We start from the raw sequence: 22,431 nt of genomic DNA, 5'->3' as shown, positions 1-22,431 counted from the left end.
ATAGCCGTTTGGCTGCTTCCCTTTTTCTTTTTTGTCAACTTATGTTACAATGGAAAATCTGTTTTTTACCAGCATCATTTGGAGGTTTTACTATGGAAAATTTCACTTATTATAATCCGACAAAGCTGATTTTTGGAAAAGGTCAGCTTGAACAATTAAGAAAAGAATTCAAACGATACGGCAAGAATGTACTGCTTGTTTACGGGGGCGGCAGCATTAAACGCAACGGCCTTTATGATCAAGTCACAGGCATTTTAAAAGAAGAGGGCGCTGTTGTTCATGAGCTGTCAGGTGTAGAGCCGAACCCGCGTCTTGCGACAGTGGAAAAAGGCATAGGACTTTGCAGAGAGCATAACATTGATTTTCTGCTTGCTGTCGGCGGAGGCAGTGTGATTGACTGTACAAAGGCAATCGCAGCTGGCGTCAAATACGATGGCGACGCTTGGGATATTTTCAGCAAAAAAGTAACAGCGGAGGATGCGCTGCCGTTTGGCACTGTTTTAACGCTTGCTGCAACAGGGTCTGAAATGAACCCTGATTCCGTGATTACAAACTGGGAAACAAACGAGAAATTTGTATGGGGCAGCAATGTCACTCATCCGCGTTTCTCTATTTTAGACCCTGAAAATACGTTCACCGTTCCAGAAAATCAAACAGTATACGGCATGGTTGACATGATGAGCCACGTATTCGAACAATACTTCCATAATGTTGAAAACACGCCGCTTCAGGATAGAATGTGCTTTGCTGTTTTGCAGACGGTCATCGAAACAGCTCCTAAGCTTCTTGAAGATCTGGAAAACTACGAGCTTCGTGAAACGATTTTGTATGCTGGTACAATCGCTTTAAACGGCACGCTCCAAATGGGCTACTTTGGTGACTGGGCTTCTCATACAATGGAACACGCTGTTTCAGCTGTATATGATATTCCGCACGCGGGCGGTTTGGCAATACTGTTCCCAAATTGGATGAGATACACGCTTGATACAAATGTAGGCCGCTTCAAAAACCTCATGCTCAACATGTTTGACATTGATACTGAAGGCAAAACAGATAAAGAAATTGCGCTTGAAGGAATCGATAAACTGTCTGCGTTCTGGACAAGCCTCGGTGCACCTTCTCGTCTTGCTGATTACAATATTGGAGAAGAAAAGCTTGAGCTGATTGCTGATATCGCAGCCAAGGAAATGGAACACGGCGGCTTCGGCAACTTCCAAAAATTGAACAAAGATGACGTGCTTGCCATCCTTCGCGCGTCTCTATAAACTCAAAGGGCGGAATCCAGTCATTCCGCCCTTTCTTCTTGACTTGATTTCACAGATAAGTTCATATAAAGTGAAAGATGAAAACATTATACCGTTATGGAGGGACAAGCAATGACGCATGTACGCTTTGACTACTCAAAAGCGTTGACTTTCTTCAACGAACATGAACTTACATATCTGCGGGACTTTGTAAAAACAGCACACCATAATATCCATGAAAAAACAGGCGCGGGCAGCGATTTTCTAGGCTGGGTGGACCTCCCTGAACATTATGATAAAGAAGAATTCGCGCGCATCAAAAAAAGCGCGGAAAAAATCAAATCTGACTCTGATGTCTTGCTTGTTGTCGGCATTGGCGGTTCTTATCTTGGAGCGCGGGCAGCGATTGAAGCGCTGAATCACGCGTTTTATAACACTTTGCCAAAAGCAAAACGCGGCAATCCGCAAGTCATTTTTATCGGGAACAACATCAGTTCATCTTATATGAGAGACGTCATGGATCTTCTTGAAGATGTTGACTTCTCTATTAATGTGATTTCTAAATCAGGTACGACAACTGAACCTGCAATCGCTTTCCGTATTTTCCGCAAGCTTCTTGAAGAGAAATACGGTAAAGAAGAAGCGAAAGCGCGGATTTATGCAACAACTGATAAAGAGCGCGGCGCATTAAAAACGCTTTCTAACGAAGAAGGCTTCGAATCATTCGTTATTCCTGACGATGTCGGCGGCCGTTATTCAGTTTTAACAGCTGTAGGTCTCCTGCCGATTGCTGTCAGCGGCGTCAACATTGACGACATGATGAAAGGCGCCCTGGATGCGAGCAAAGATTTTGCAACATCTGAACTGGAAGATAACCCAGCATACCAATATGCGGTTGTTCGCAATGTCCTTTATAATAAGGGCAAAACAATTGAAATGCTCATCAACTACGAACCGGCGCTTCAATACTTTGCGGAATGGTGGAAGCAGCTGTTCGGAGAAAGCGAAGGGAAAGATGAGAAGGGCATTTATCCTTCTTCAGCGAACTATTCAACAGACCTTCATTCTTTAGGCCAGTATGTACAAGAAGGCCGCAGAGATTTATTCGAAACGGTCCTGAACGTAGAGAAGCCTAAACATGAACTGACAATTGAGGAAGCGGATAACGATCTTGACGGCTTGAACTATTTAGCCGGTAAAACTGTTGATTTCGTTAACAAAAAAGCATTCCAAGGTACAATGCTTGCCCATACAGACGGAAATGTTCCGAACTTAATCGTTAACATTCCTGAGCTGAATGCATATACTTTTGGATACATTGTATATTTCTTCGAAAAAGCCTGCGCGATGAGCGGTTACCTCCTTGGCGTCAATCCGTTTGACCAGCCTGGTGTAGAAGCGTATAAAGTCAATATGTTTGCGTTACTCGGCAAACCTGGCTTTGAAGAGAAAAAAGCAGAGCTTGAAAAACGTCTGGAAGATTAATGTGAGAAAGCTGACTGGCATTTGCCGGTCGGCTTTTTATAAAATCAGAAAGGTGCTGATGTTCATGAAACAATTGGTTAAACATCTCATCATTGCCGGTTTTTCTGCAGCTATTTTAAGTTTCCTTATCTCCTTTGATGCCGTGTATACAGAGTTTTCTTCAAGCTTTGGCGGCACGCTGTCACATTTTTTCATCCACGCCTTTCTTCTCATTGGTTTGCCGCTTGCCCTTTTTACCGATGCGGTACATCGGATTTTGCATTTAAAACGAACCCATACTCTTTTCACTAAATTAGGACTCTATGCAACGGTTGTTTATGTGTCTTGGGATTCAGCTGCATGGCTTGCAGCGGCAATGGCTGTTTACTTCTTAATTGAATGCGCTTTCTTTCCTGTTGGCCGCGCGAAAGAAACAACGATTTCCATGTAGGCGCCTCTGAATGAAGTCTTGTTCGGCGGGACAGGATAAGTGAAAAAAGGGGCATTCTGATGATACCAATACCTTCCGCGATAGATGGGCAGTCTTTTCTGCTTCAAGAACTGGAACAAGTGATGAAGCCGCTCGGTTATGTGATAAACGGCGGCTGGGAATACGATCATGGCTACTTTGATTATAAAATTGATGATAGAGACGGCTATTTATTTTTAAGAATTCCCGTCAATGCGGTACAGGGCAGTCTCGATGAACGAGGGGCGGCCGTCCGGATCGGAACGCCATTTATGCTGAGACAGGTGTTTCAGGCGGATGTTGACGATCACGCCGAGGGAGGGCCTTTCCAATCACTGTTTAATCAATTTTCCGAACCGGAAAGGCGGGACGCGGAAATTGATCCGGCATTTTTGGATATCGGCGCCTCTCTCGTGAAAGAATTGGAGGATGTTCTGTTACACTAGATGGCAAGGAATTGGTCTGTTTCGAGCACCTTGTATGTAAGAGGAGGGGAAAGCATCGGTCCCTCCTTTTTTTGTACGCCTATAATTGTTGTGTTGTGATCAAGGAAATAGAGAACACAGGTTTTGTAAGCCGCTCCCTTTAGTTCGTCAGGAACAGCAAGAAGCTCCACATGCTGATCAAGTGTCAGCTTGATTCCGTTCTGCTGTTTAGACGGCCGTAACTTGACTTGGTAATGCTGCAGCATCGCCCGGCTGATAAATTCTGAAGTTCCGATGATTTGGTTTGCGCCTGCCCGCTCTGCATTGGTGACAAAACGGTCAGTCAAAATTTCGACGATGCAGTAAGCAAGGGGATTAAGCCCTTTAACAGATAAAAGAGTCAGCACTGACAGCATATCAGCATCAGTTTCACTTTTATACTGATCGGCAGTAATCATCACTGATTCCGCTTCAGTAATATTGGCCCGTTTCAGTGTCCCATCATCGGCAGCGTGCCCGCGTATGAAATGAACGTTTTCAATAAGCGGGCCTTCTGTTAAGGATTCATCGATTAGTACGACTGTTTTGGAAGGGGCGGCAAGCTGAAGGTCCTTCAAAAGCCGGTTTGTTTTTTCATTCCACCCGATCAGAATGATGTGGTCCCGGCCTTTGTAAGCAACTTTTCCTTCGATGTAGCGATGCTGTCTGCTGAATGCGGCCGCTGATAACGTAGCGAAATACGCTGTGACAAAGCTTGCTCCGCTCAAAATCAGCAGTATTCCGGCTGCCTGTCCCAGCGGAGTGTGCGGCACATAGTCTCCATAACCGACTGTCGAAACCGTAACGACAGCCCACCAAATACCTTCGAATACCGAAGTGAACTGCTTAGGCTCAAGTATATAAATGATTTGGCCGAACAAAAGAATCAGACATAAAATAATAACCCCGATTCGGATAAATAACGGCCACCTGAGCCATGAAATAAATATCCGATTTGATTTCATTCTTTTTCTCCTTCTTCAGATACTGAGATGGATAAAATCTGTTTAATAATTGTATTTAATTTCTCATTTAGCTTTTCCTGGCCGTACATATCTCGGGCCTGCTTCATTAACTCGGCTGTATCATCATCAAGCTGAATAAGCGGTTCATCAATTTCCGATTCATTATACAGCTGGATAAACGCGTCCAGTCCTTCATTCATTCGGTCGATTGCTGTGCTCAGCTGTTCCTTTTCCTCACTCGTCACTTTCATAGCTTCCATCACACCCGTGCTTTTTTCTAACAGTATGTCCCACTTCCGGTGATGTTTTTCAAAAAATGTACAAAACATATAAAACCGGATTTCTCCATAAACTAAAACAAAAAGGATGAAAAAGATGACGATCTTTCAAAGAACGATCGTGGTTTTAATCGGTACGCAGCTGGCGGCATCCGCGGTGATTTTGTTTATTTTCGATTTGAATTCATATAATCACTTTTCCGGAAGCTTCTCCTGGCTTCATTTTCTGAAAGAACTGGCCGGCAGTTTCGCCTTTTATTTGTTTTCAGCAGGCCTGTTCTTTTTGCTGATTGGATTGTGTGCTCCAAGCCGGAAGAAAAAGCGCATTTCTGTACACGGGAAAGAAAACTCATTAAAATAATCGTAATAGAGAAATGATCATGGAAAAAGGATGATGAAAAAATGCTGTTTATATTTTTAACAATAGCCGCATTGGGATTGTCGTTTTGGGCACAATTTAAAGTAAAGAGCAACTTTGAAAAATATTCAAAAGTGGAAGCCTCAAGCGGACGTACAGGGGCAGAAACGGCAAGACGGATTTTAGATATAAACGGTCTTTACGACGTGCCGGTCGAACCGGTAAGAGGCACTTTAACAGACCATTACGACCCGACAAGACGGGTGGTGCGTTTATCTGAGCCGGTCTATTACGGCCGCTCAATTTCCGCCATATCCGTAGCTTCCCATGAAGTCGGACATGCCTTGCAGCATCAGGAGTCATATGGTGCGCTTGTGCTGAGACATAAAATCTTCCCAGTCGTGAATTTTGCATCCGGTGTAGCTCCTTTGCTTTTCTTAGGAGGCATGCTTCTCGGCAGCCTGAATTTGATCGGGCTTGGCATCATACTGTTTTCAGCGGCTGTCTTTTTCCAGCTGATTACATTGCCTGTCGAATTCAATGCAAGTTCACGTGCGAAGCAGATTATTGTGTCAGAAGGATTCATCCGAAACAATGAAGAAAATGGGGTAAATAAAGTGCTGAGTGCTGCTGCCTTAACGTATGTGGCCGCCGCCCTGGTTTCCCTGTTTGAACTACTTCGTTTTGTGATGATTTTCTTAAACGGTCGTGATGAGAATTAACGTTAAGGAGGTGGCCCCTTACCATTTATGGTAAGGGCTTTTTTTGCTTATTTTACAATTGATCGCCATTTTTGTTTTGATTGGCATTACGGCTGTTTTCGTTGCAGCGGAATTTGCGATCGTCAAAATCAGAGGTTCAAAAATCAATCAGCTCATCGAAAGCGGTGACAGCCGAGCACTAGCCGCACATAAAATCATCTCCAATCTTGACGAGTATTTATCAGCCTGCCAGCTCGGGATTACGATTACAGCCCTCGGCCTTGGGTGGCTTGGTGAACCTACATTTGAACGTTTTCTTCATCCCTTATTTACAATGACAGGCATGCCGGAACCGTTTAACCACATTGTCACATTTGTAGTTGCATTTATCATCGTCACTTTTTTGCATGTGGTGATGGGGGAGCTTGCCCCGAAAACGGTTTCTATTCAAAAAGCTGAAGCTGTAAGCTTATGGATTGCAAAGCCGCTGATCTGGTTTTATAAAATCACGTACCCGTTTATTAAGGCATTAAACGGCTCTGCAAGCTTTCTTGTGAAATTGTTTGGCTTTCATTCAGTAAAGGAGCATGAGGTTGTCATCAGCGAAGAGGAACTAAGGCTGATCCTTTCTGAAAGCTATGAAAAGGGAGAAATCAATCAGTCTGAATTCCGCTATGTAAATAAGATTTTTGAATTTGACAACCGGGTAGCGAGAGAGATTATGATTCCGCGGACAGAAATTGCGGTTATCTCTCTGGAGCAGTCGCTTGAAGAGGCAATTCATCACATCATTAATGAACGGTATACACGCTACCCTGTCATCAAAGATGACAAGGATCATATTTTAGGGATCATCAACAGCAAAGATATGTTTAAAGCTTATTTTCTCGGCCAGCCGATAAAGCTGAATCAAATCATGAGGCCCGTTATCAGAGTCATTGAAAGCATTCCTGTTCAGCAGCTTTTAATCCGCATGCAGAAGGAGCGGATTCACATGGCGATTCTCGTAGATGAATACGGGGGAACGGCGGGGCTTGTCACTGTAGAGGATATTATAGAGGAAATCGTCGGGGAAATCCGCGATGAGTATGATCAGGATGAAACACCGCACATCCTGAAAAAGGGCGAGCACCATTATGTGATGGATGGAAAAGCGCTAATAGACGAAGTGAATGACCTTCTCGACATTGCGATTGAAAATGAAGAAATTGATACGATTGCAGGCTGGCTTCTAACGCAAAAAATGGAGCTGAAAGCAGGGGATGTGATACATGCGGAGGGCTGTGAATTTAAAATCCTCGACGCCGAAGATCATCACATCCGTTTTGTAGAAATTAAAAAAACTGATTTTTAATAAAAAACAGCCGGGGAACGAACGGCTGTTTTTTGTGTCATCAAGTCATTTCTTAAAAAGCAATGCTGTGTAGCCTTTTTTCTACATAGGATATATAAGACCGGTACACTGGGAAGGAGTGGCTGTATGAAAAAGGCTTGGTGGAAGGAAGCCGTTGTTTACCAAATTTACCCCCGCAGTTTTAAAGATTCAAATGGCGACGGAATTGGGGATATTCAAGGAATCAGATCCAAGCTTTCTTACATAAAAGAGCTGGGCGCTGACGTCATATGGATTTGCCCGCTGTATGACTCACCGAATGCTGATAATGGCTATGATATCCGGGATTATCAAAACATATTAAGCGAGTTTGGCACCATGGAAGATTTTGATGAACTGCTTGGTGACATTCATGATCTGGGGATGAAGCTGATTATGGATCTCGTTGTGAACCACACAAGCGACGAACATCCATGGTTCATAGAATCCCGTTCATCCATACACTCGGAAAAGCGCGACTGGTATATTTGGAAAGATGGCAAAAACGGAAAAGCGCCCAACAATTGGGAAAGTATTTTCGGCGGGCCGGCTTGGGAGTATGATCAAAAGACAAGCCAGTATTATCTGCACCTTTTTGATAAAAAACAGCCTGATTTGAATTGGGAAAATGAACAGGTGAGGAATGCCGTTTATGACATGATCAATTGGTGGCTTGATAAAGGAATTGACGGATTTCGGGTGGATGCCATTACGCATATTAAGAAAAAAGAAGGGCTTCCCGACATGCCGAATCCAAAGGGGCTGGACTATGTCCCTTCCTTTCCTTATCATATGAATGCTGACGGCATTATGGATTTGTTAACAGAGCTGAAGGAAAACACATTTTCCCGCTATCCGATTATGACAGTTGGTGAAGCAAACGGCGTCGCTGCAAAAGAAGCAGCTGATTGGGCTGGAGAAAAAAACGGCATATTCAGCATGATTTTTCAATTTGAGCATCTCGGCCTGTGGGATGTAGAGATCAATGAAAGTATTGATATCGTTGCATTTAAACGAATTTTAACTGACTGGCAGGACAGTCTGGAAGGGATCGGCTGGAATGCTTTGTTTATGGAGAATCACGACCAGCCCCGTTCAGTTTCTGTGTGGGGAGACGACGGAGTGTACCTGAAAGAAAGTGCAAAAGCGCTTTCCGCTGTTTATTTTCTCATGAAAGGCACACCGTTTATTTATCAGGGACAGGAACTCGGGATGACGAACGTGGCTTTTCCATCTATTGATGACTATGATGATGTCGCAATGAAACGCCTGTATGAAACAAAAACGGCGAAAGGCACATCACACGAGGATGTGATGAAGATTGTCTGGAAAAAGGGAAGAGACAATTCGCGAACGCCGATGCAATGGAATGCTGGTCCATACGCCGGATTTTCTGAGGCCAAACCGTGGATCGGAATCAATGAGAATTACAAATGGCTGAATGCCGAGGCGCAAAAAAACGATAAAACATCCGTTTACCATTTTTACAAAAGCTTGATCAAGCTGCGCCAAACATATGATGTTTTTATTAACGGGACATACGAGCTCATTTTACCGGAAGATCAGCAAATCTTTGCATATCTTCGGAAAAACGAGAGCCATACTGCACTGATTGCGGCCAATCTGACAGGAACACCGGCGTTGTTCAGGCACTCTGGATTGCCATTGTCATCAGATGCACTCGTCTTGTCAAATATTGAAACAGAGCCGCACAAGCATATGACATCAGCACTCTTAAAGCCGTATGAAGCAAGAATATATCTATGGTGCTAAACTCCAGCCTTAGACTGGAGTTTTTTTGTTTTATCGGGTTTATGAGAGCGGTTTAACAGGAAAAAAAAGAACACAGAACGAATTAAGCGATGAGAGCGGACAAACGAAAGGAGAAACAAATGCTGAAAACACTGCAAATCAAAACAACCAAACGAGATGAAATGATTGATATCACCCGGGAGGTGGAAGCGTTTCTTCAAGAAACAGGTATAACGAGCGGCGCAGCGCTGATTTACTGTCCGCATACGACTGCGGGCATTACAATTAATGAAAATGCCGATCCGGACGTCAAAAAAGATATGCTCAGAAGGTTTGATGAGGTTTATCCGTGGGAACATGAGCTGGACCGCCATATGGAGGGCAATACAGCTGCACACATGAAGTCGAGTACAGTCGGAGCTTCACAGCATGTCATTGTGGAAAACGGCCGGCTCATTCTTGGAACGTGGCAGGGCATTTATTTCTGTGAATTTGACGGCCCTCGCACCCGGACATGCTATATCAAAATGATGGGATAATAGGCTGTTTTTTTGACAAAAGCATGATCGCTGAACAAACGCCGATAGCCGGAGGGCTTGTCACACCCGCCCCGGCTGCCGCTTTATCGAATGAAGGCGCGCTTGGCATTCGTCCATATGCGAAATAAAAAGCGAGGGAAAGAGACACGCGCCTCACCCTTTGTTTTCAGGAAAGCCTGCATGAGGGATAGTCAATCAATGGATGTAAACGTACCGAGCTTTGCCGAACGTAACTTGATAAACTGAGGTGACAGATATGAACATTCTTCAATATTCTTATAAAAAAAGAGGGGAAATTGAGTTTGTATTTGAAGGCTGGCCTCACTCAAAAGTTACAATGGTTCCTATCAAAGGCTACTATTTTGTCCGCTTTATCAAATGGAGCAGCCAGGATCCAATCGTGACAAGAAATGACCTTGAAAAAATGGAGTGGGCTGTGAACCAATATTTCGGCACAGCCCCCTTCTATCGAAAACGAAAGGCATTTGAAACCCCATCGTCCGGAAAATAGGCGATGGGGCTTTTTAGCGGACGATGCGGAAAAGAGACGGAACATCCAGTCTGGTCGCCTGAGACAGAAGGTAGGCTGACTGTAAGGCTCCTTTTTTCCTAAAAGAATTCAGCTTATCAATAATTTGCTTTCCGTTTAAGATTCCAAGACCATGGGCAAAATATTTATCTTCCCCCAGTAGTATCACATTTTCGCCTCTCCATTGCGCCTTTTGCGGATCAAATTCAGGATTCTTAAAATACAAACAATCTCCAAGGAAAAAGTGGTGTCCTGTTTCCGTATATATCGGCAATTTCTCATAATGCCAGTCATATAAAATAATTCTGTCAAAGCTGGCATTGAATTTATCTTCTCCGATTGTATCGATTAAGGCCAAGTAATAAATGATAACGATTGCGGTTGCGCATTCAAACGCATAAAACGGGCCGTTCTCTGCAATGTCCCGAATCGCTTTTGAAGGCGGCATTCTGTATTTCAGCTCCAAGGCGCCCTCCGGTGAAACCCTCCAATACGTTGTATTCCCGTATGTTTTTAAAAAAGTGGCAAACTTCGCCCCGCTTTTGTGCAGCGTCTTTGCCGCTGCTACAATATTCATCCGCAGTTTAAGCTCAAACATCAGTTCAGCAATTGAATGATAATCAAACTGAACAGGCGTCTCAATCATCTCTTTTAAGAGCGGATTCAGATTTTGATCAATCTGCCAATTTTCAATATCCTGGGGACGGAGCAATTGTCCTGATACAATAATCATGTTTAGCCCCCCTTGTTTTTTATAAGATATGCAAAGAGCTTGGGCAATGAAAGTTAAAAAGGCAGAAGACAGCCAAAAAGAACTTCTTCCATTTTTTATTTTAAAACTTTTTTAAGCAGCCGATATATACTGTATCAAACCTGAAGGAGCAAGTGACATGAAGACTTTTATCAATTGGCTGAAGAAACCGTCTATTTCAAAGAAATTAATCGTCTCATTTATTGCGATTCTCATTATCCCTATTCTTATATTAGAATTTAGCTCTTACCGAAGCGCCAGCGGAAAGCTGGATCAGGAAATTATGGGAAATGCGAAAAACAGTGTCGATACATTTAATACAACTGTTACAAATGATCTGGGAGAAAAAGCGAAAGCAGTCACCTTTTTCAGTGAATCTCTTAAAAGATCCGCATTCAAAGGGAAATCGAATCAAGAAGAGATCAAAGCTAAATTTTCACAATATGTATCTATTAATCAAGGAGTAGCCAGAATTTATGGGGGCGCAGATAACGGCACTTATGTACAAGCGCCAAAAGAAAAATTGCCGGAAGGATACGACCCGAGACAACGGCCTTGGTACCAGGATGCGATGAAGGCCGGCGGTGAAATTGTCGTGACAGATCCTTACGTGGCTGCGAGTGACGGAAGCATGGTCATTACCATTGCACAGGAGCTGAAGGACGGATCTGGCGTTGTCGCCATGGATATTACCATTGATAAATTGTTAGAACAAATGAAACAAATCAAGGTCGGAAAAGAAGGTTATGCTTTCATTGCAACAAAAAACAAAACCTATGTCGCTCACAAGAACCATAAGGCTGGAGAAAAGCTTTCAGGCGACTGGGTAGCCAAAATGTATGCGAATGACAGCGGTGAACTCCAGTATACTCTTAATAACGAAGATAAAAAGATGACCTATACTACAAACGAACTGACTGGTTGGAAAATAGCCGGCACAATGTATATGGATGAAATTAAGGATGCCTCAAAGTCTGTGCTGACAACAGGAATGATTGTGCTGATTGCTTCCATTGTGGCAGGCGGAATTTTAATTCTATTTATCGTTCGTTCGATTACAAAACCGTTAAAACGTCTTGTTCAATCATCGAAAACGATCAGCAGGGGGGATCTGACCGAAACGATCGAAATCCATTCAAAGGATGAGCTTGGAGAGCTTGGGGAAAGCTTCAATGAAATGGGACAATCTCTCCGCTCTCTGATCAGCGCTATTCAGGACTCGGTGAACAATGTGGCCGCATCTTCCGAACAGCTTACCGCATCTGCCGGGCAGACGAGTAAAGCCACCGAGCATATTACGATGGCGATTGAGCAGTTCTCAAACGGAAACGAGGAGCAAAGCGAAAAGGTTGAATCCAGCTCTCATCAGCTGAACTTAATGAATGAAGGACTCCAGCAAGTCTCACAAACATCGTCAGATATTACAAAGGCATCTATCCAATCAACGGAAATCGCCGGAACGGGTGAGAAGTTTGTGCAGCAGACAGTCGGACAAATGAACTCGATTAATCAATCTGTTCAGCAGGCTGAAGCTGTTGTCAAAGGCTTAGAAGGAAAATCAAAAGACATCACAAGCATTTTGAGAGTCATCAACGGAATCGCTGACCAAACAAATCTGCTTGCACTAAATGCAGCCATTGAAGCGGCGCGTGCCGGAGAGTCAGGACGCGGCTTCTCTGTCGTAGCGGAGGAGGTGCGCAAGCTGGCTGTCCAATCAGCCGATTCAGCGAAAGAAATCGAAAAGCTGATCCAAGAAATCGTCGCAGAAATCGACACCTCTCTTCACATGTTTAAAGAGGTCAATCAGGAAGTACAGTCCGGACTTGTTGTCACAGACAATACAAAAGAAAGCTTCCAGAGCATTTTCAGCATGACAAACGAAATCGCGGGCAAGCTGCAGACGATGAATTCCACCGTCGAGCAGTTGTCAGACCGTTCACAGCATGTTTCAGCAGCAGTCAGCGGCATTGCAGACGTGTCGAAAGAAAGCTCGGCAAGCATCCAGGACATTGCCGCATCAGCTGAAGAACAGCTTGCTTCCATGGAAGAAATCAGTTCCTCAGCGACGACTCTTGCGCAGATGGCAGAAGAGCTTCGCGATCTGACGAAACAATTTAAAATCGAGTAAAAACCGAAAAACAGCGCTATCAAAGCGCTGTTTTTTTATATGGTAAACAATAATAAAGTCCTAGTTTAACAGGTGAATTTAGAACTATTTTTCATTTTTTCCTCCATTTTCAATGTAATTTAAAGGAAGATCCGCCGATATAATTTGTAAATTATTGAAAGAAGGTTCAAAAGGAAATGAAAAAAACACTCACCACTATTCGCAGATCATCAATTGCAAGGAGACTTATTATTTCTTTCCTGCTGATCTTAATTGTTCCGATAACCGCCCTTTCGGTTAGCGCTTATCAATCAGCAGTTGCCTCACTTGATGTACAGATGACGGAAAGCGCAAAGGAAAATGTTCAGATATTAGATCACATCATTGATGATAAAATCAGCACTACTGAAAAAAGCCTCGCATATTTCAGCGATTGGGCTACAGCAGAAAAATTTCAGGATAAAAAGAAAACAGAGCTGAAACAGGAATTTAAACAATTTATCCAAATGAATGATAATGTCGCTGCGGTATTTTCAAGCGGCAAAGACGGGGACTTCACACGTTATCCGTACGCTGACATGCCAAGCGACTTTAATGCTTTGGAACGAGATTGGTACAAAGAAGCAATGGCCAATAAAGGCAAAACAATTGTCACTGAGCCTTATGAATCGATTTCATCAGGAAAAATGGTCGTCACTATCGCCCGTCAAACGGTGGATGGATCAGGCGTTGTCGCCATTGATATGAAAATTGATGACTTAGTCACTACCGCGAAAGGAATCATTATCGGAAAAGAAGGCTATGCTTTTATTTTGAGCCAAAACAAGAAAGTCATCGCCTACTCCGGAGAAAAAGCGGGAACAGAGCTAAAAGGGGACTGGGTTGATAAGCTCTACAAGGATAAAAGCGGGGACTTTGAATATACGTACAAAGGCAAAAAGAAAAAAATGGCATTTGCAACAAGCCAAACAACAGGCTGGAAAATCAGCGGCACGATGTATGCAAACGAGATTCACGATGCTGCAAGCAGGGTTCTGATCATGGCTTCAATCGTTCTGGCGATTGCCATCGGAGCTGGAATGACGGCGATTTATTTTGTGATTCGATCCATCACAAAGCCATTGAGACGCATTGTCGCATCAGCTGAAAAAATTAGTGAAGGCGATCTAACCGAAACGATTGAAATCAATTCAAAAGATGAACTCGGCGTTCTGAGTGAGAGCTTCAATCATATGGCACACTCGCTTCGCTCGCTCATTCACGGGATCAAAGACTCAGTAGAACACGTTGCCTCATCGTCCGAAGAGCTGACTGCATCGGCAGACCAGACAAGCAGAGCCACTGAGCACATTACGATGGCTATCGAGCAATTTTCAAACGGCAGCGAAAGCCAAAGCGAGAAAATAGAAACGACAACCGAACAAATTAATGAAATGAATGACGGATTGGCAGAGCTGGCGCGGGCTGCAGCAGTGATTACAGAAACATCCGCAGATTCAACAGAAGTGTCAAGCAAGGGGGAGACACTCGTCCAGAAAACAGCCGGCCAAATGAACACAATTGACTATTCCGTAAAAGCAGCGGAACAAGTGGTGAAAGGGCTGGAGATCAAATCAAAGGATATCACGAATATTTTGCGTGTCATCAACGGCATTGCGGATCAAACCAATCTTTTGGCTTTAAATGCCGCCATTGAAGCGGCCAGAGCGGGTGAATATGGCCGGGGCTTTTCAGTCGTCGCTGAGGAAGTGAGAAAGCTCGCGGTACAGTCGGCTGACTCAGCAAAAGAAATTGAATCGCTGATCAGTGAAATAGTAAAAGAAATTCACACATCACTGAACGTGCTTCAGTCCGTAAACAAAGAAGTTGAAACAGGGCTTGTCATGACGGATGAAACTAAACAGAGCTTCAAACATATATCGCAAATGACCAATCAAATTGCTTCCGAGCTGCAAAACATGAATGCAACGGTTGAGGAGCTGTCAGCGGGAGCTCAAGAAATTTCCGCAGCTTCAAATGATATCACAGCCATTTCTAAGGAAAGCTCGGATGGCATCCAAGATATCGCCGCTTCAGCTGAGGAACAGCTGGCTTCCATGGAGGAGATTAGTTCATCTGCACTGACGCTTGAAAGAATGTCTGAAGAACTCCGTGATCTGACAAAACAATTTAAAGTAGATAAATAATAGGTCTAAAATACTATTTATTTATGGGAAATTAGTTACTTTTGTTAAATTTCTTCTTTTTTGCTGTATATATTTACCCATTTCCAGCCGATATGAAGGGTAGCATAAAAAAGGAGAAATGAATGATGAAAAAAATACTCCAACTCATAAAACAAAGATCAATTACACGGAAGCTTCTCGTTTCCTTTCTGTCGATCCTCATCATACCGGTTGTCATATTGGCGATCTTTGCGTATCAATCGGCTAGCAGCTCACTCGACAGACAGATGATGGGGAGCGCATTGGAAAATGTACAGCAATTAAACGAAATCATTAACACCAGCATCGGCGAAAAAGAAAACAGTGCTGATTATTTCAGCGAATGGCTGACAAAAGAGAAATACAATGCAAAAAGCAATGCAAGCATTGCAGAGAAATTCTCACAATATATCAGCATTAACAAGGATGTAGAATCCATTTATACAAGTGACACAAAAGGGCACTTTACCCGCTATCCGGATCTTCCGATGCCAAGCGGCTATAATCCGGTTGAACGCGACTGGTACAAAAAAGCGGTTGCAAATAAAGGGAAAGTCGTGATCACAGATCCTTATAAAACCGCGTCGACAAATACGATGGTTGTGACAATCGCCCAGCAGACAAAAGATGGTTCAGGCGTTATCGCAATCAACATGACGATTGAAAATCTGCTGAAAACAACCAAAAAAGTCAACATCGGCACACAAGGCTACGCATTTATCATGACGAAGGACAAAAAAGTTGTCGCACACCCGAATGAAAAATCAGGAACTGAATTAAAAGGCGACTGGCTCGATAAGATGTTGAGTGCTGATAAAGGCGATTTTCAATACACCATGGATGGCGATAAGAAAAAAATGGCCTTTGACACAAACAAGTTGACGGGATGGAAGATCGGCGGCACCATGTATTTGGATGAAATCCATGAGGCAGCCCAGCCTGTCCTTCACCTTGCTTTAATTGTCTTGGCCGCAGCTATTATCATAGGGATTATCGTCATGACATTGATCATTCGGTCGATTACAACACCGCTGAAACAGCTTGTCGGTTCCTCTAAGCGGATCAGCGAGGGAGATTTGACGGAAACCATTGATATCCGTTCAAAAGATGAATTGGGCGAGCTCGGCAAAAGCTTTAACAATATGGCGTCGTCACTTCGTTCTCTCATACACGCCATCCAGGATTCGGTAGACAATGTTGCCGCTTCCTCTGAGGAGCTGACTGCATCAGCTGCGCAAACGAGCAAGGCAACAGAGCACATTACATTGGCGATTGAACAATTTTCTAACGGCAATGAAAAACAAAACGAAAACATTGAAACGGCAGCAGAGCACATTTATCAAATGAATGACGGGTTGACGAATATGGCTCAAGCTTCTGAAGTGATCACTGATTCATCTGTTCAATCGACAGAAATTGCAAGTGAAGGCGGCAAGCTTGTTCATCAAACCGTCGGCCAAATGAATGTCATTGACAAGTCCGTTAAAGAAGCGGAGCAAGTCGTACGCGGATTGGAAACGAAATCGAAAGATATTACAAACATTTTGCGTGTGATCAACGGCATCGCAGACCAGACGAACCTGCTTGCCTTAAACGCAGCAATTGAAGCAGCGCGCGCAGGCGAGTACGGCCGCGGCTTCTCCGTTGTAGCGGAAGAAGTAAGAAAACTGGCAGTACAGTCAGCAGATTCAGCAAAAGAGATTGAAGGATTAATCATCGAAATTGTGAAGGAAATCAATACATCACTCGGCATGTTCCAATCTGTCAATCAAGAGGTGCAGACAGGACTTGACATCACAGATAAAACAGAAATGAGCTTCAAACGCATTTCTGAAATGACGAACCAAATCGCCGGCGAACTGCAAAATATGAGTGCGACGGTTCAGCAGCTTTCTGCCAGCTCCGAAGAAGTTTCGGGAGCGTCTGAGCACATTGCATCGATTTCAAAAGAAAGCTCAGCGCATATACAAGATATCGCGGCGTCAGCTGAAGAGCAGCTAGCTTCCATGGAAGAAATCAGCTCGTCTGCAGAGACCCTTTCCTCTATGGCGGAAGAGCTTCGGGATATGACCAAACGATTCAAAATTGAATAATAAGCCTTAACACCCAAGCTTTTGCGCTTGGGTGTTTTTTTTAGTTTTTTTATTAAACCTTTTATCCTAGTTTGACGATATTAGATTTATCTTAAAGGAGGAGTCAACGAGAATGGGAAAATTCATACAATGGATCAAACAGCCATCGATCAGCAAACCGCTAATCGCTGCGTTTCTGGCAGTGCTTATTTTGCCGGTTGGGGTTTTAGCATATTTCAGTTATCAATCAGCTTGGAACGCGTTAGACAGAGAGCTCATAAGCAGTGCGAAGGGAAATGTTGAAGAACTAAACAGTACGCTGCAAAATAAATTAGAAGATAAAGTAAAAGCAATAGATTATTATAGTGAGACAGTTGATAAAGACATATTGTTAGGCAAAAACAAAACATTACTGAAAGAGAAATTTAAGCAGTACACGACACTTAACGACGATGTAGGCGCAATCTATGCTGCCTCAGAAGATAAGAAGCTTTATAAATATCCGGATAGCGGTGTTCCGAAAGGTTTCGATCCGACAGGACGTGACTGGTACAAACAGGCGGTTGCGGAAAAAGGACAGGCTGTTTTCTCAGAACCGTATACCGATGAAGCGACAGGAGATATCGTTGTCACAATTTCAAAACAATTAAAAGACGGTTCAGGGGTTATAGCGCTGGATTTAAACCTGGATGAAGTGCTTACTGCATCAAAAAGAATCAAAATCGGTAAAGAAGGCTTTGCATTTATTACGACAGGCAACAAAAAATATATCGCCCATCCGACCATTAAGCCGGGGACAACCGGTTCCGGCGATTGGACAAACCAAGTATATTCCAAAAAAGAAGGCTCATTTGAATATACATTCGAAGGCAAAGAAAAGAAAATGGCCTTTACGACAAATAAACTGACTGGCTGGAAAATCGCGGGCACATATTTTGTCAGTGAATTGCAAGATGCTTCAAGCCCGGTGCTGAACACTGCGGTTATCATTCTATGCGTGTCAATAGTAATCGGCGGCATACTCATACTCTATATTATCCGTGCCATCACCAAGCCGTTAAGAAAACTTGTCTCAACGTCTGCAAAAATCAGCAGCGGAGATCTCACAGAAGTCATTGACATTCACTCGAAAAACGAGTTTGGCCAGCTTGGCGAAAGCTTTAATGAAATGTCTGCATCATTGCGTTCTGTAATCGGCGTTATTCAAACGTCTGTAGAAAACGTCGCTTCATCTTCTGAGGAGCTGACAGCAAGCGCAGCCCAAACAAGCAAGGCAACTGAACATATTACACTTGCCATCGAACAGTTCTCAGATGGCAACGAGGCACAAAGCGAGAAACTGGAAACAAGCTCAAATCATCTTTCTCAAATGAACGAGGGGATTTCAAAAGTGGCTCAGGCCTCTTCAACCATTACGAAATCATCGATTCAGTCCTCTGAGGCAGCGGGCAGCGGAGAAAAGCTGGTGGAGCATACAGTCGGCCAGATGAAAACAATTGACCAATCCGTTCAAAAAGCGGAAGCGGTTGTGAAGGGCCTTGAAACAAAATCGCAAGACATCACAAGCATCTTGAATGTGATTAACGGCATTGCTGATCAAACCAACCTGCTTGCATTAAATGCTGCGATTGAGGCGGCAAGAGCGGGAGAATACGGAAGAGGTTTCTCAGTAGTTGCGGAAGAGGTTAGAAAACTTGCTGTACAATCAGCAGACTCCGCCAAGGAAATTGAAGGATTAATTCAAGAGATTGTCAGGGAAATCAGCACCTCACTTACAATGTTCCAATCCGTGAATCATGAAGTGAAAGAAGGCTTGCAGATTACGGATCAAACAGCGGAAAGCTTTAAACAAATCTATGAGATGACAACCCAAATTTCCGGCGAATTGCAAAACTTGAACGCGACGGTTGAACAACTGTCAGCCGGATCACAGGAAGTGTCAAGTGCTGTTGAAGATATTTCTGCAGTAGCGAAAGAAAGCTCAGCAGGCATTCAGGATATCGCAGCTTCGGCGGAAGAACAGCTTGCGTCCATGGAAGAAATCAGCTCTTCAGCGGAGACGTTGGCAAACATGGCGGAAGAACTTCAGGACATTACGAAGAAATTTAAAATAGAATCATAATGAAACGAGAAAGCGGCATATCTGCTGCTTTCTTTTTTTGTTAGAAAGCAAAAATAAACAAAAACGATTCAAAAACAAACAGAAATCATATATAATGAAAACGGATACAAATAAAAGGGTATGGAGGAATATCAAATATGGCGAAACATATATGGGATTCAGAGCGAGCTGCACAGCTGCCTAAAGGTGTAGAGGAATTGGTGTACAGGTCCAATCTGATCGGGTCAGACCGCACTGTCTGCAACTGGGGCGGGGGGAATACATCTATGAAAACAACGGAAAAGGATTTTAGAGGCCGTGAAATAGAAGTCATGTGGGTAAAAGGAAGCGGTTCGGATTTGGCAACAATGAAAGCGCATAACTTTTCCGGTTTGAAATTAGAAGATATCCGCCCGCTGATTAAAAGGGACCAAATGCCCGATGAAGAAATGGTAGACTACCTGTCTCATTGTATGATAGACAGCAAACATCCCCGCCCTTCAATTGAAACGCTATTACACGCTTTTCTGCCATACAAACATGTTGACCATACCCATCCAGATGCGATTATCAGCATATGCTGTGCGGATAATGGAAAACAAATCGCTGAAGACATTTACGGAAATCGGTTTGTATGGGTCCCATACGTCCGTCCTGGATTTACTTTGTCTAAAATGATCGCTGAAGGCGTAGCAAACAATCCCCACGCCGAGCTTGTATTAATGGAGAAACACGGCTTAGTCACTTGGGGAGAGACGTCTGAAACATGTTATCAAAAAACGATATCCATCATTCAAGAAGCCGAGCAGTATATTAACGATCGTATCAATCAGCATGAGGTATTCGGAGGCAAAAGGTATCAGCCTCTGCCGGAGGATAAAAGAAAACAAATCTTGGCAGGCATCATGCCTGTGATCAGAGGAGCAGTAAGTGAAGAAAAGAAAATGATCCTTTCCTATGATGATCATGACGATGTCTTGGAATTTGTAAACAGTGTCCAAGCGCCAGCACTTTCGCAAATCGGTGCGGCATGCCCGGATCACCTTGTTCACACAAAACGGGTTCCGCTGTACATTGATTGGAATCCGGAAACTCAAGATGTGCACAAGCTTGCGGATCTGATCAAGTCAGGAGTCGAGACCTTTACATCAGAGTATCAGGCTTACTTTACACGCAATCAGCAGGATGGGGATCAAATCTTTGAATCCGCCCCGCGGGTGATATTGATTCCTGGAATCGGAATGGTGAATACAGGAAAAAGTTATACGATGTCTAAAGTAAGCGGGGCTTTATATCGGAGGGCCATCGCCGTAATGAAAGGAGCAACCGCTCTGGGGCAATTTGTTTCTTTACATGAAAATGAGTCCTACCATGTCGAATATTGGCCGCTCGAACTATATAAACTCACGCTGGCCCCGCCGGAAGCAGAATTTTCCCGAAAAGTAGCGCTGATAACTGGAGGAGCCGGCGGAATCGGCAGTGCGGCATGCCGCCGATTTGCAGCTGAGGGAGGGCACGTGATCGTAGCTGATCTGAATATAGAAGGCGCACAGAAAATTGCCGGGGAAATAAACGATGCATACGGAAAAGGACGGGCAATGGCTGTCAAAATGGATGTGACAAAGGAGGAAGACGTACAGTCAGCTTTTGAACGAGCGGCGCTTGCTTACGGCGGCATTGATATCGTCGTCAATAATGCCGGGCTGGCCACATCAAGCCCATTTGACGAAACAAGTCTAAAAGAATGGAATCTTAATATGAATGTTTTAGGAACAGGCTATTTCCTTGTAGCCCGTGAAGCGTTTAAACAGATGAAACATCAAAATAGAGGCGGAAGCATGGTATTTGTCGGATCGAAAAATTCGGTTTATGCGGGAAAAAACGCCTCTGCCTACAGCTCTGTTAAGGCGCTTGAAACCCATTTAGCAAGATGCATCGCAGCAGAAGGCGGAGAATTCGGCATTAGGGTCAACTCCGTTTTGCCTGATGCGGTTCTTCAAGGATCGGCAATCTGGGGTTCAAGCTGGCGTGAGGAACGAGCCGCGGCGTACGGGATTGAACCGGATCAGCTGGAGGAACATTACCGGAAACGGACAGCATTGCTCGTCAATATTTACCCGGAGGATATTGCCGAAGCCATTGCATTCTTCGCTTCTTCCAAAGCCGAAAAAACAACGGGCTGCATGATCACGGTAGACGGCGGCGTCCCTGCTGCTTTTACGCGTTAGATATATGCTATGATAAAAATATAAGACGGACTACGATATGAGGAAGGGCGTTACCGATGCTAGTAGCAGAACGGCAGCAAAAAATAGTGGAAATAGTAAATATGCGTTCAAGCATCCGCGTTTCCGAATTAAGTGACATTTTTTCAGTCACAGAGGAAACCATTCGGCGTGATCTTGAAAAGCTTGAAAAAGAACATAAACTGAGCCGGAGCCACGGAGGAGCGGTCAGTATTCAGCAGAAGGAATCAGAAATTCATTTTTCTGAACGGGAAATCACGAATGTCATCGAAAAAAAAGCCATCGCTCACGAAGCGGCCAAATATGTAAAAAGCGGAGACCGAATCATTCTCGATGCAAGCACAACCGCTTGGTACATGGCAAAAATACTCCCTGACATTGAGCTCACCGTGATTACAAACTCAATGAAAGCAGCTATTGAACTCAGTAATAAAGAAAACATATCAGTCATTTCAACAGGCGGCATTTTGCTGGAAAAATCATTATCATTTGCCGGCCCGTTAGCAGAGCGTTCACTTGAGACCTATCATGTCAATAAAACCTTTCTGTCATGTAAGGGATTTGACGTACACAACGGGATGAGTGATTCAAATGAGTGGCAGGCGCTGCTCAAAAAACGGATGATCGAAAGGTCGGACCAGACCATTTTGATGGCCGATTCAAGCAAATGGGGGAACCGCGAGTTTTCACATATCGCCTCGCTGCAAGATGTCAGCCGCCTTATTACGGATTCTGGACTTGATCCGGCATCGGTAAAAGCTCTTGAGGACAAAAAGGTGAAGGTGACAGCTGTTCCTCTTTCGAAGAGAGGGTGA

At 43.8% G+C, this 22,431-nt stretch carries 20 protein-coding genes; 17 read left to right on the top strand and 3 right to left on the bottom strand.

What is annotated here, in order from left to right; genetic code table 11:
• Positions 1-92 precede the first annotated feature (92 nt).
• From NYE20_RS17130 to NYE20_RS17115, 4 genes are all read left to right on the top strand, one after another.
• Positions 93-1,265 (top strand): iron-containing alcohol dehydrogenase, encoded by a 1,173-nt coding sequence (locus NYE20_RS17130; RefSeq protein ID WP_032726782.1) that lies wholly within the window; start codon positions 93-95, stop codon positions 1,263-1,265.
• Positions 1,266-1,376: 111 nt separating this feature from the next.
• Positions 1,377-2,729 carry a glucose-6-phosphate isomerase gene (locus NYE20_RS17125; RefSeq protein ID WP_161621294.1) on the top strand — a complete coding sequence of 451 codons (1,353 nt, stop codon included), beginning with the start codon at positions 1,377-1,379 and terminating at the stop codon, positions 2,727-2,729.
• A gap of 58 nt (positions 2,730-2,787) precedes the next feature.
• A complete protein-coding gene (locus tag NYE20_RS17120; protein ID WP_124047990.1) occupies positions 2,788-3,159 on the top strand; it encodes a hypothetical protein in 372 nt (123 codons plus the stop codon).
• A 59-nt stretch (positions 3,160-3,218) separates the two neighbouring features.
• Positions 3,219-3,623, top strand: coding sequence for a YugN-like family protein (locus NYE20_RS17115; protein WP_003228878.1), 405 nt, complete (start codon positions 3,219-3,221; stop codon positions 3,621-3,623).
• Here the strand turns inward: NYE20_RS17115 and kbfO are convergent.
• Entirely contained in the window at positions 3,620-4,606 is a 987-nt protein-coding gene (gene kbfO, locus NYE20_RS17110) for a potassium channel protein KbfO (RefSeq protein ID WP_003228881.1), read from the bottom strand. The genes NYE20_RS17115 and kbfO overlap by 4 nt on opposite strands.
• Positions 4,603-4,935, bottom strand: a complete 333-nt coding sequence (mstX, locus tag NYE20_RS17105) for a biofilm formation protein MstX (RefSeq protein ID WP_003228886.1) — start codon at positions 4,933-4,935, stop codon at positions 4,603-4,605. Before mstX ends, kbfO begins: the two co-directional genes overlap by 4 nt.
• A 46-nt stretch (positions 4,936-4,981) precedes the next feature.
• Here mstX and NYE20_RS17100 point away from each other — a divergent pair, with 46 nt between their 5' ends.
• The 7 genes from NYE20_RS17100 to NYE20_RS17070 all read left to right on the top strand — a co-directional run bounded on the left by NYE20_RS17100 (position 4,982) and on the right by NYE20_RS17070 (position 10,117).
• Positions 4,982-5,245: a membrane protein gene (locus NYE20_RS17100; RefSeq protein WP_015483620.1), complete on the top strand. Its 264-nt coding sequence runs from the start codon at positions 4,982-4,984 to the stop codon at positions 5,243-5,245.
• 41 nt (positions 5,246-5,286) lie between these two features.
• Positions 5,287-5,964, top strand: coding sequence for a zinc metallopeptidase (locus tag NYE20_RS17095; protein WP_003228889.1), 678 nt, complete (start codon positions 5,287-5,289; stop codon positions 5,962-5,964).
• Positions 5,965-6,007: 43 nt separating this feature from the next.
• Positions 6,008-7,297, top strand: a complete 1,290-nt coding sequence (locus NYE20_RS17090; RefSeq protein ID WP_038828450.1) for a hemolysin family protein — start codon at positions 6,008-6,010, stop codon at positions 7,295-7,297.
• 126 nt (positions 7,298-7,423) lie between these two features.
• Entirely contained in the window at positions 7,424-9,088 is a 1,665-nt protein-coding gene (locus NYE20_RS17085) for an alpha-glucosidase (RefSeq protein ID WP_141949150.1), read from the top strand.
• A 25-nt stretch (positions 9,089-9,113) separates the two neighbouring features.
• Positions 9,114-9,248 (top strand): hypothetical protein, encoded by a 135-nt coding sequence (locus NYE20_RS17080; RefSeq protein WP_003243642.1) that lies wholly within the window; start codon positions 9,114-9,116, stop codon positions 9,246-9,248.
• Positions 9,208-9,606 carry a secondary thiamine-phosphate synthase enzyme YjbQ gene (locus tag NYE20_RS17075; RefSeq protein ID WP_003243483.1) on the top strand — a complete coding sequence of 133 codons (399 nt, stop codon included), beginning with the start codon at positions 9,208-9,210 and terminating at the stop codon, positions 9,604-9,606. The genes NYE20_RS17080 and NYE20_RS17075 overlap by 41 nt, the downstream gene beginning before the upstream one ends.
• Before the next feature lie 256 nt (positions 9,607-9,862).
• Complete coding sequence (locus tag NYE20_RS17070; RefSeq protein WP_339183544.1) at positions 9,863-10,117, top strand: hypothetical protein; 255 nt, start codon at positions 9,863-9,865, stop codon at positions 10,115-10,117.
• Positions 10,118-10,130: 13 nt separating this feature from the next.
• Here NYE20_RS17070 and NYE20_RS17065 read toward each other — a convergent pair whose 3' ends face one another.
• The gene (locus tag NYE20_RS17065) at positions 10,131-10,868 is read right to left on the bottom strand and encodes a protein-glutamine gamma-glutamyltransferase (protein ID WP_003228904.1); all 738 of its coding nucleotides are present in this window, start codon (positions 10,866-10,868) and stop codon (positions 10,131-10,133) included.
• Positions 10,869-11,025: 157 nt separating this feature from the next.
• Between NYE20_RS17065 and mcpB the strand changes: the two genes are divergently transcribed.
• The 6 genes from mcpB (at position 11,026) to rhaR (ending at position 22,431) form a co-directional block, all read left to right on the top strand.
• The gene (gene mcpB, locus NYE20_RS17060; protein WP_003243461.1) at positions 11,026-13,014 is read left to right on the top strand and encodes a methyl-accepting chemotaxis protein McpB; all 1,989 of its coding nucleotides are present in this window, start codon (positions 11,026-11,028) and stop codon (positions 13,012-13,014) included.
• Positions 13,015-13,190: 176 nt separating this feature from the next.
• A complete protein-coding gene (gene tlpA, locus NYE20_RS17055) occupies positions 13,191-15,179 on the top strand; it encodes a methyl-accepting chemotaxis protein TlpA (protein ID WP_339183542.1) in 1,989 nt (662 codons plus the stop codon).
• A gap of 125 nt (positions 15,180-15,304) precedes the next feature.
• Positions 15,305-17,290 (top strand): methyl-accepting chemotaxis protein, encoded by a 1,986-nt coding sequence (gene mcpA, locus NYE20_RS17050; protein WP_015714603.1) that lies wholly within the window; start codon positions 15,305-15,307, stop codon positions 17,288-17,290.
• A gap of 112 nt (positions 17,291-17,402) precedes the next feature.
• Entirely contained in the window at positions 17,403-19,391 is a 1,989-nt protein-coding gene (gene tlpB / locus NYE20_RS17045; protein ID WP_038828460.1) for a methyl-accepting chemotaxis protein TlpB, read from the top strand.
• A gap of 137 nt (positions 19,392-19,528) precedes the next feature.
• The gene (locus NYE20_RS17040) at positions 19,529-21,598 is read left to right on the top strand and encodes a bifunctional aldolase/short-chain dehydrogenase (RefSeq protein WP_339183538.1); all 2,070 of its coding nucleotides are present in this window, start codon (positions 19,529-19,531) and stop codon (positions 21,596-21,598) included.
• Between the two features lie 56 nt (positions 21,599-21,654).
• Positions 21,655-22,431, top strand: coding sequence for a rhamnose catabolism operon transcriptional regulator RhaR (rhaR, locus tag NYE20_RS17035; RefSeq protein ID WP_009968057.1), 777 nt, complete (start codon positions 21,655-21,657; stop codon positions 22,429-22,431).

Source organism: Bacillus sp. FSL R5-0416 (assembly GCF_037975425.1).
GTDB classification, from domain to species: domain Bacteria; phylum Bacillota; class Bacilli; order Bacillales; family Bacillaceae; genus Bacillus; species Bacillus subtilis.
This window is presented reverse-complemented; position numbering and strand designations above follow the sequence as displayed.

What these genes read in the sequence shown, in the direction of transcription:
- NYE20_RS17130 (WP_032726782.1), top strand. Translation starts at nt 93, where the DNA reads ATGGAAAATTTCACTTATTATAATCCGACAAAGCTGATTTTTGGAAAA.
- NYE20_RS17125 (WP_161621294.1), top strand. Translation starts at nt 1,377, where the DNA reads ATGACGCATGTACGCTTTGACTACTCAAAAGCGTTGACTTTCTTCAAC.
- NYE20_RS17120 (WP_124047990.1), top strand. Translation starts at nt 2,788, where the DNA reads ATGTTCATGAAACAATTGGTTAAACATCTCATCATTGCCGGTTTTTCT.
- NYE20_RS17115 (WP_003228878.1), top strand. Translation starts at nt 3,219, where the DNA reads ATGATACCAATACCTTCCGCGATAGATGGGCAGTCTTTTCTGCTTCAA.
- kbfO (WP_003228881.1), bottom strand. Translation starts at nt 4,606, where the DNA reads ATGAAATCAAATCGGATATTTATTTCATGGCTCAGGTGGCCGTTATTT.
- mstX (WP_003228886.1), bottom strand. Translation starts at nt 4,935, where the DNA reads ATGTTTTGTACATTTTTTGAAAAACATCACCGGAAGTGGGACATACTG.
- NYE20_RS17100 (WP_015483620.1), top strand. Translation starts at nt 4,982, where the DNA reads ATGACGATCTTTCAAAGAACGATCGTGGTTTTAATCGGTACGCAGCTG.
- NYE20_RS17095 (WP_003228889.1), top strand. Translation starts at nt 5,287, where the DNA reads ATGCTGTTTATATTTTTAACAATAGCCGCATTGGGATTGTCGTTTTGG.
- NYE20_RS17085 (WP_141949150.1), top strand. Translation starts at nt 7,424, where the DNA reads ATGAAAAAGGCTTGGTGGAAGGAAGCCGTTGTTTACCAAATTTACCCC.
- NYE20_RS17075 (WP_003243483.1), top strand. Translation starts at nt 9,208, where the DNA reads ATGCTGAAAACACTGCAAATCAAAACAACCAAACGAGATGAAATGATT.
- NYE20_RS17070 (WP_339183544.1), top strand. Translation starts at nt 9,863, where the DNA reads ATGAACATTCTTCAATATTCTTATAAAAAAAGAGGGGAAATTGAGTTT.
- NYE20_RS17065 (WP_003228904.1), bottom strand. Translation starts at nt 10,868, where the DNA reads ATGATTATTGTATCAGGACAATTGCTCCGTCCCCAGGATATTGAAAAT.
- mcpB (WP_003243461.1), top strand. Translation starts at nt 11,026, where the DNA reads ATGAAGACTTTTATCAATTGGCTGAAGAAACCGTCTATTTCAAAGAAA.
- tlpA (WP_339183542.1), top strand. Translation starts at nt 13,191, where the DNA reads ATGAAAAAAACACTCACCACTATTCGCAGATCATCAATTGCAAGGAGA.
- mcpA (WP_015714603.1), top strand. Translation starts at nt 15,305, where the DNA reads ATGAAAAAAATACTCCAACTCATAAAACAAAGATCAATTACACGGAAG.
- tlpB (WP_038828460.1), top strand. Translation starts at nt 17,403, where the DNA reads ATGGGAAAATTCATACAATGGATCAAACAGCCATCGATCAGCAAACCG.
- NYE20_RS17040 (WP_339183538.1), top strand. Translation starts at nt 19,529, where the DNA reads ATGGCGAAACATATATGGGATTCAGAGCGAGCTGCACAGCTGCCTAAA.
- rhaR (WP_009968057.1), top strand. Translation starts at nt 21,655, where the DNA reads ATGCTAGTAGCAGAACGGCAGCAAAAAATAGTGGAAATAGTAAATATG.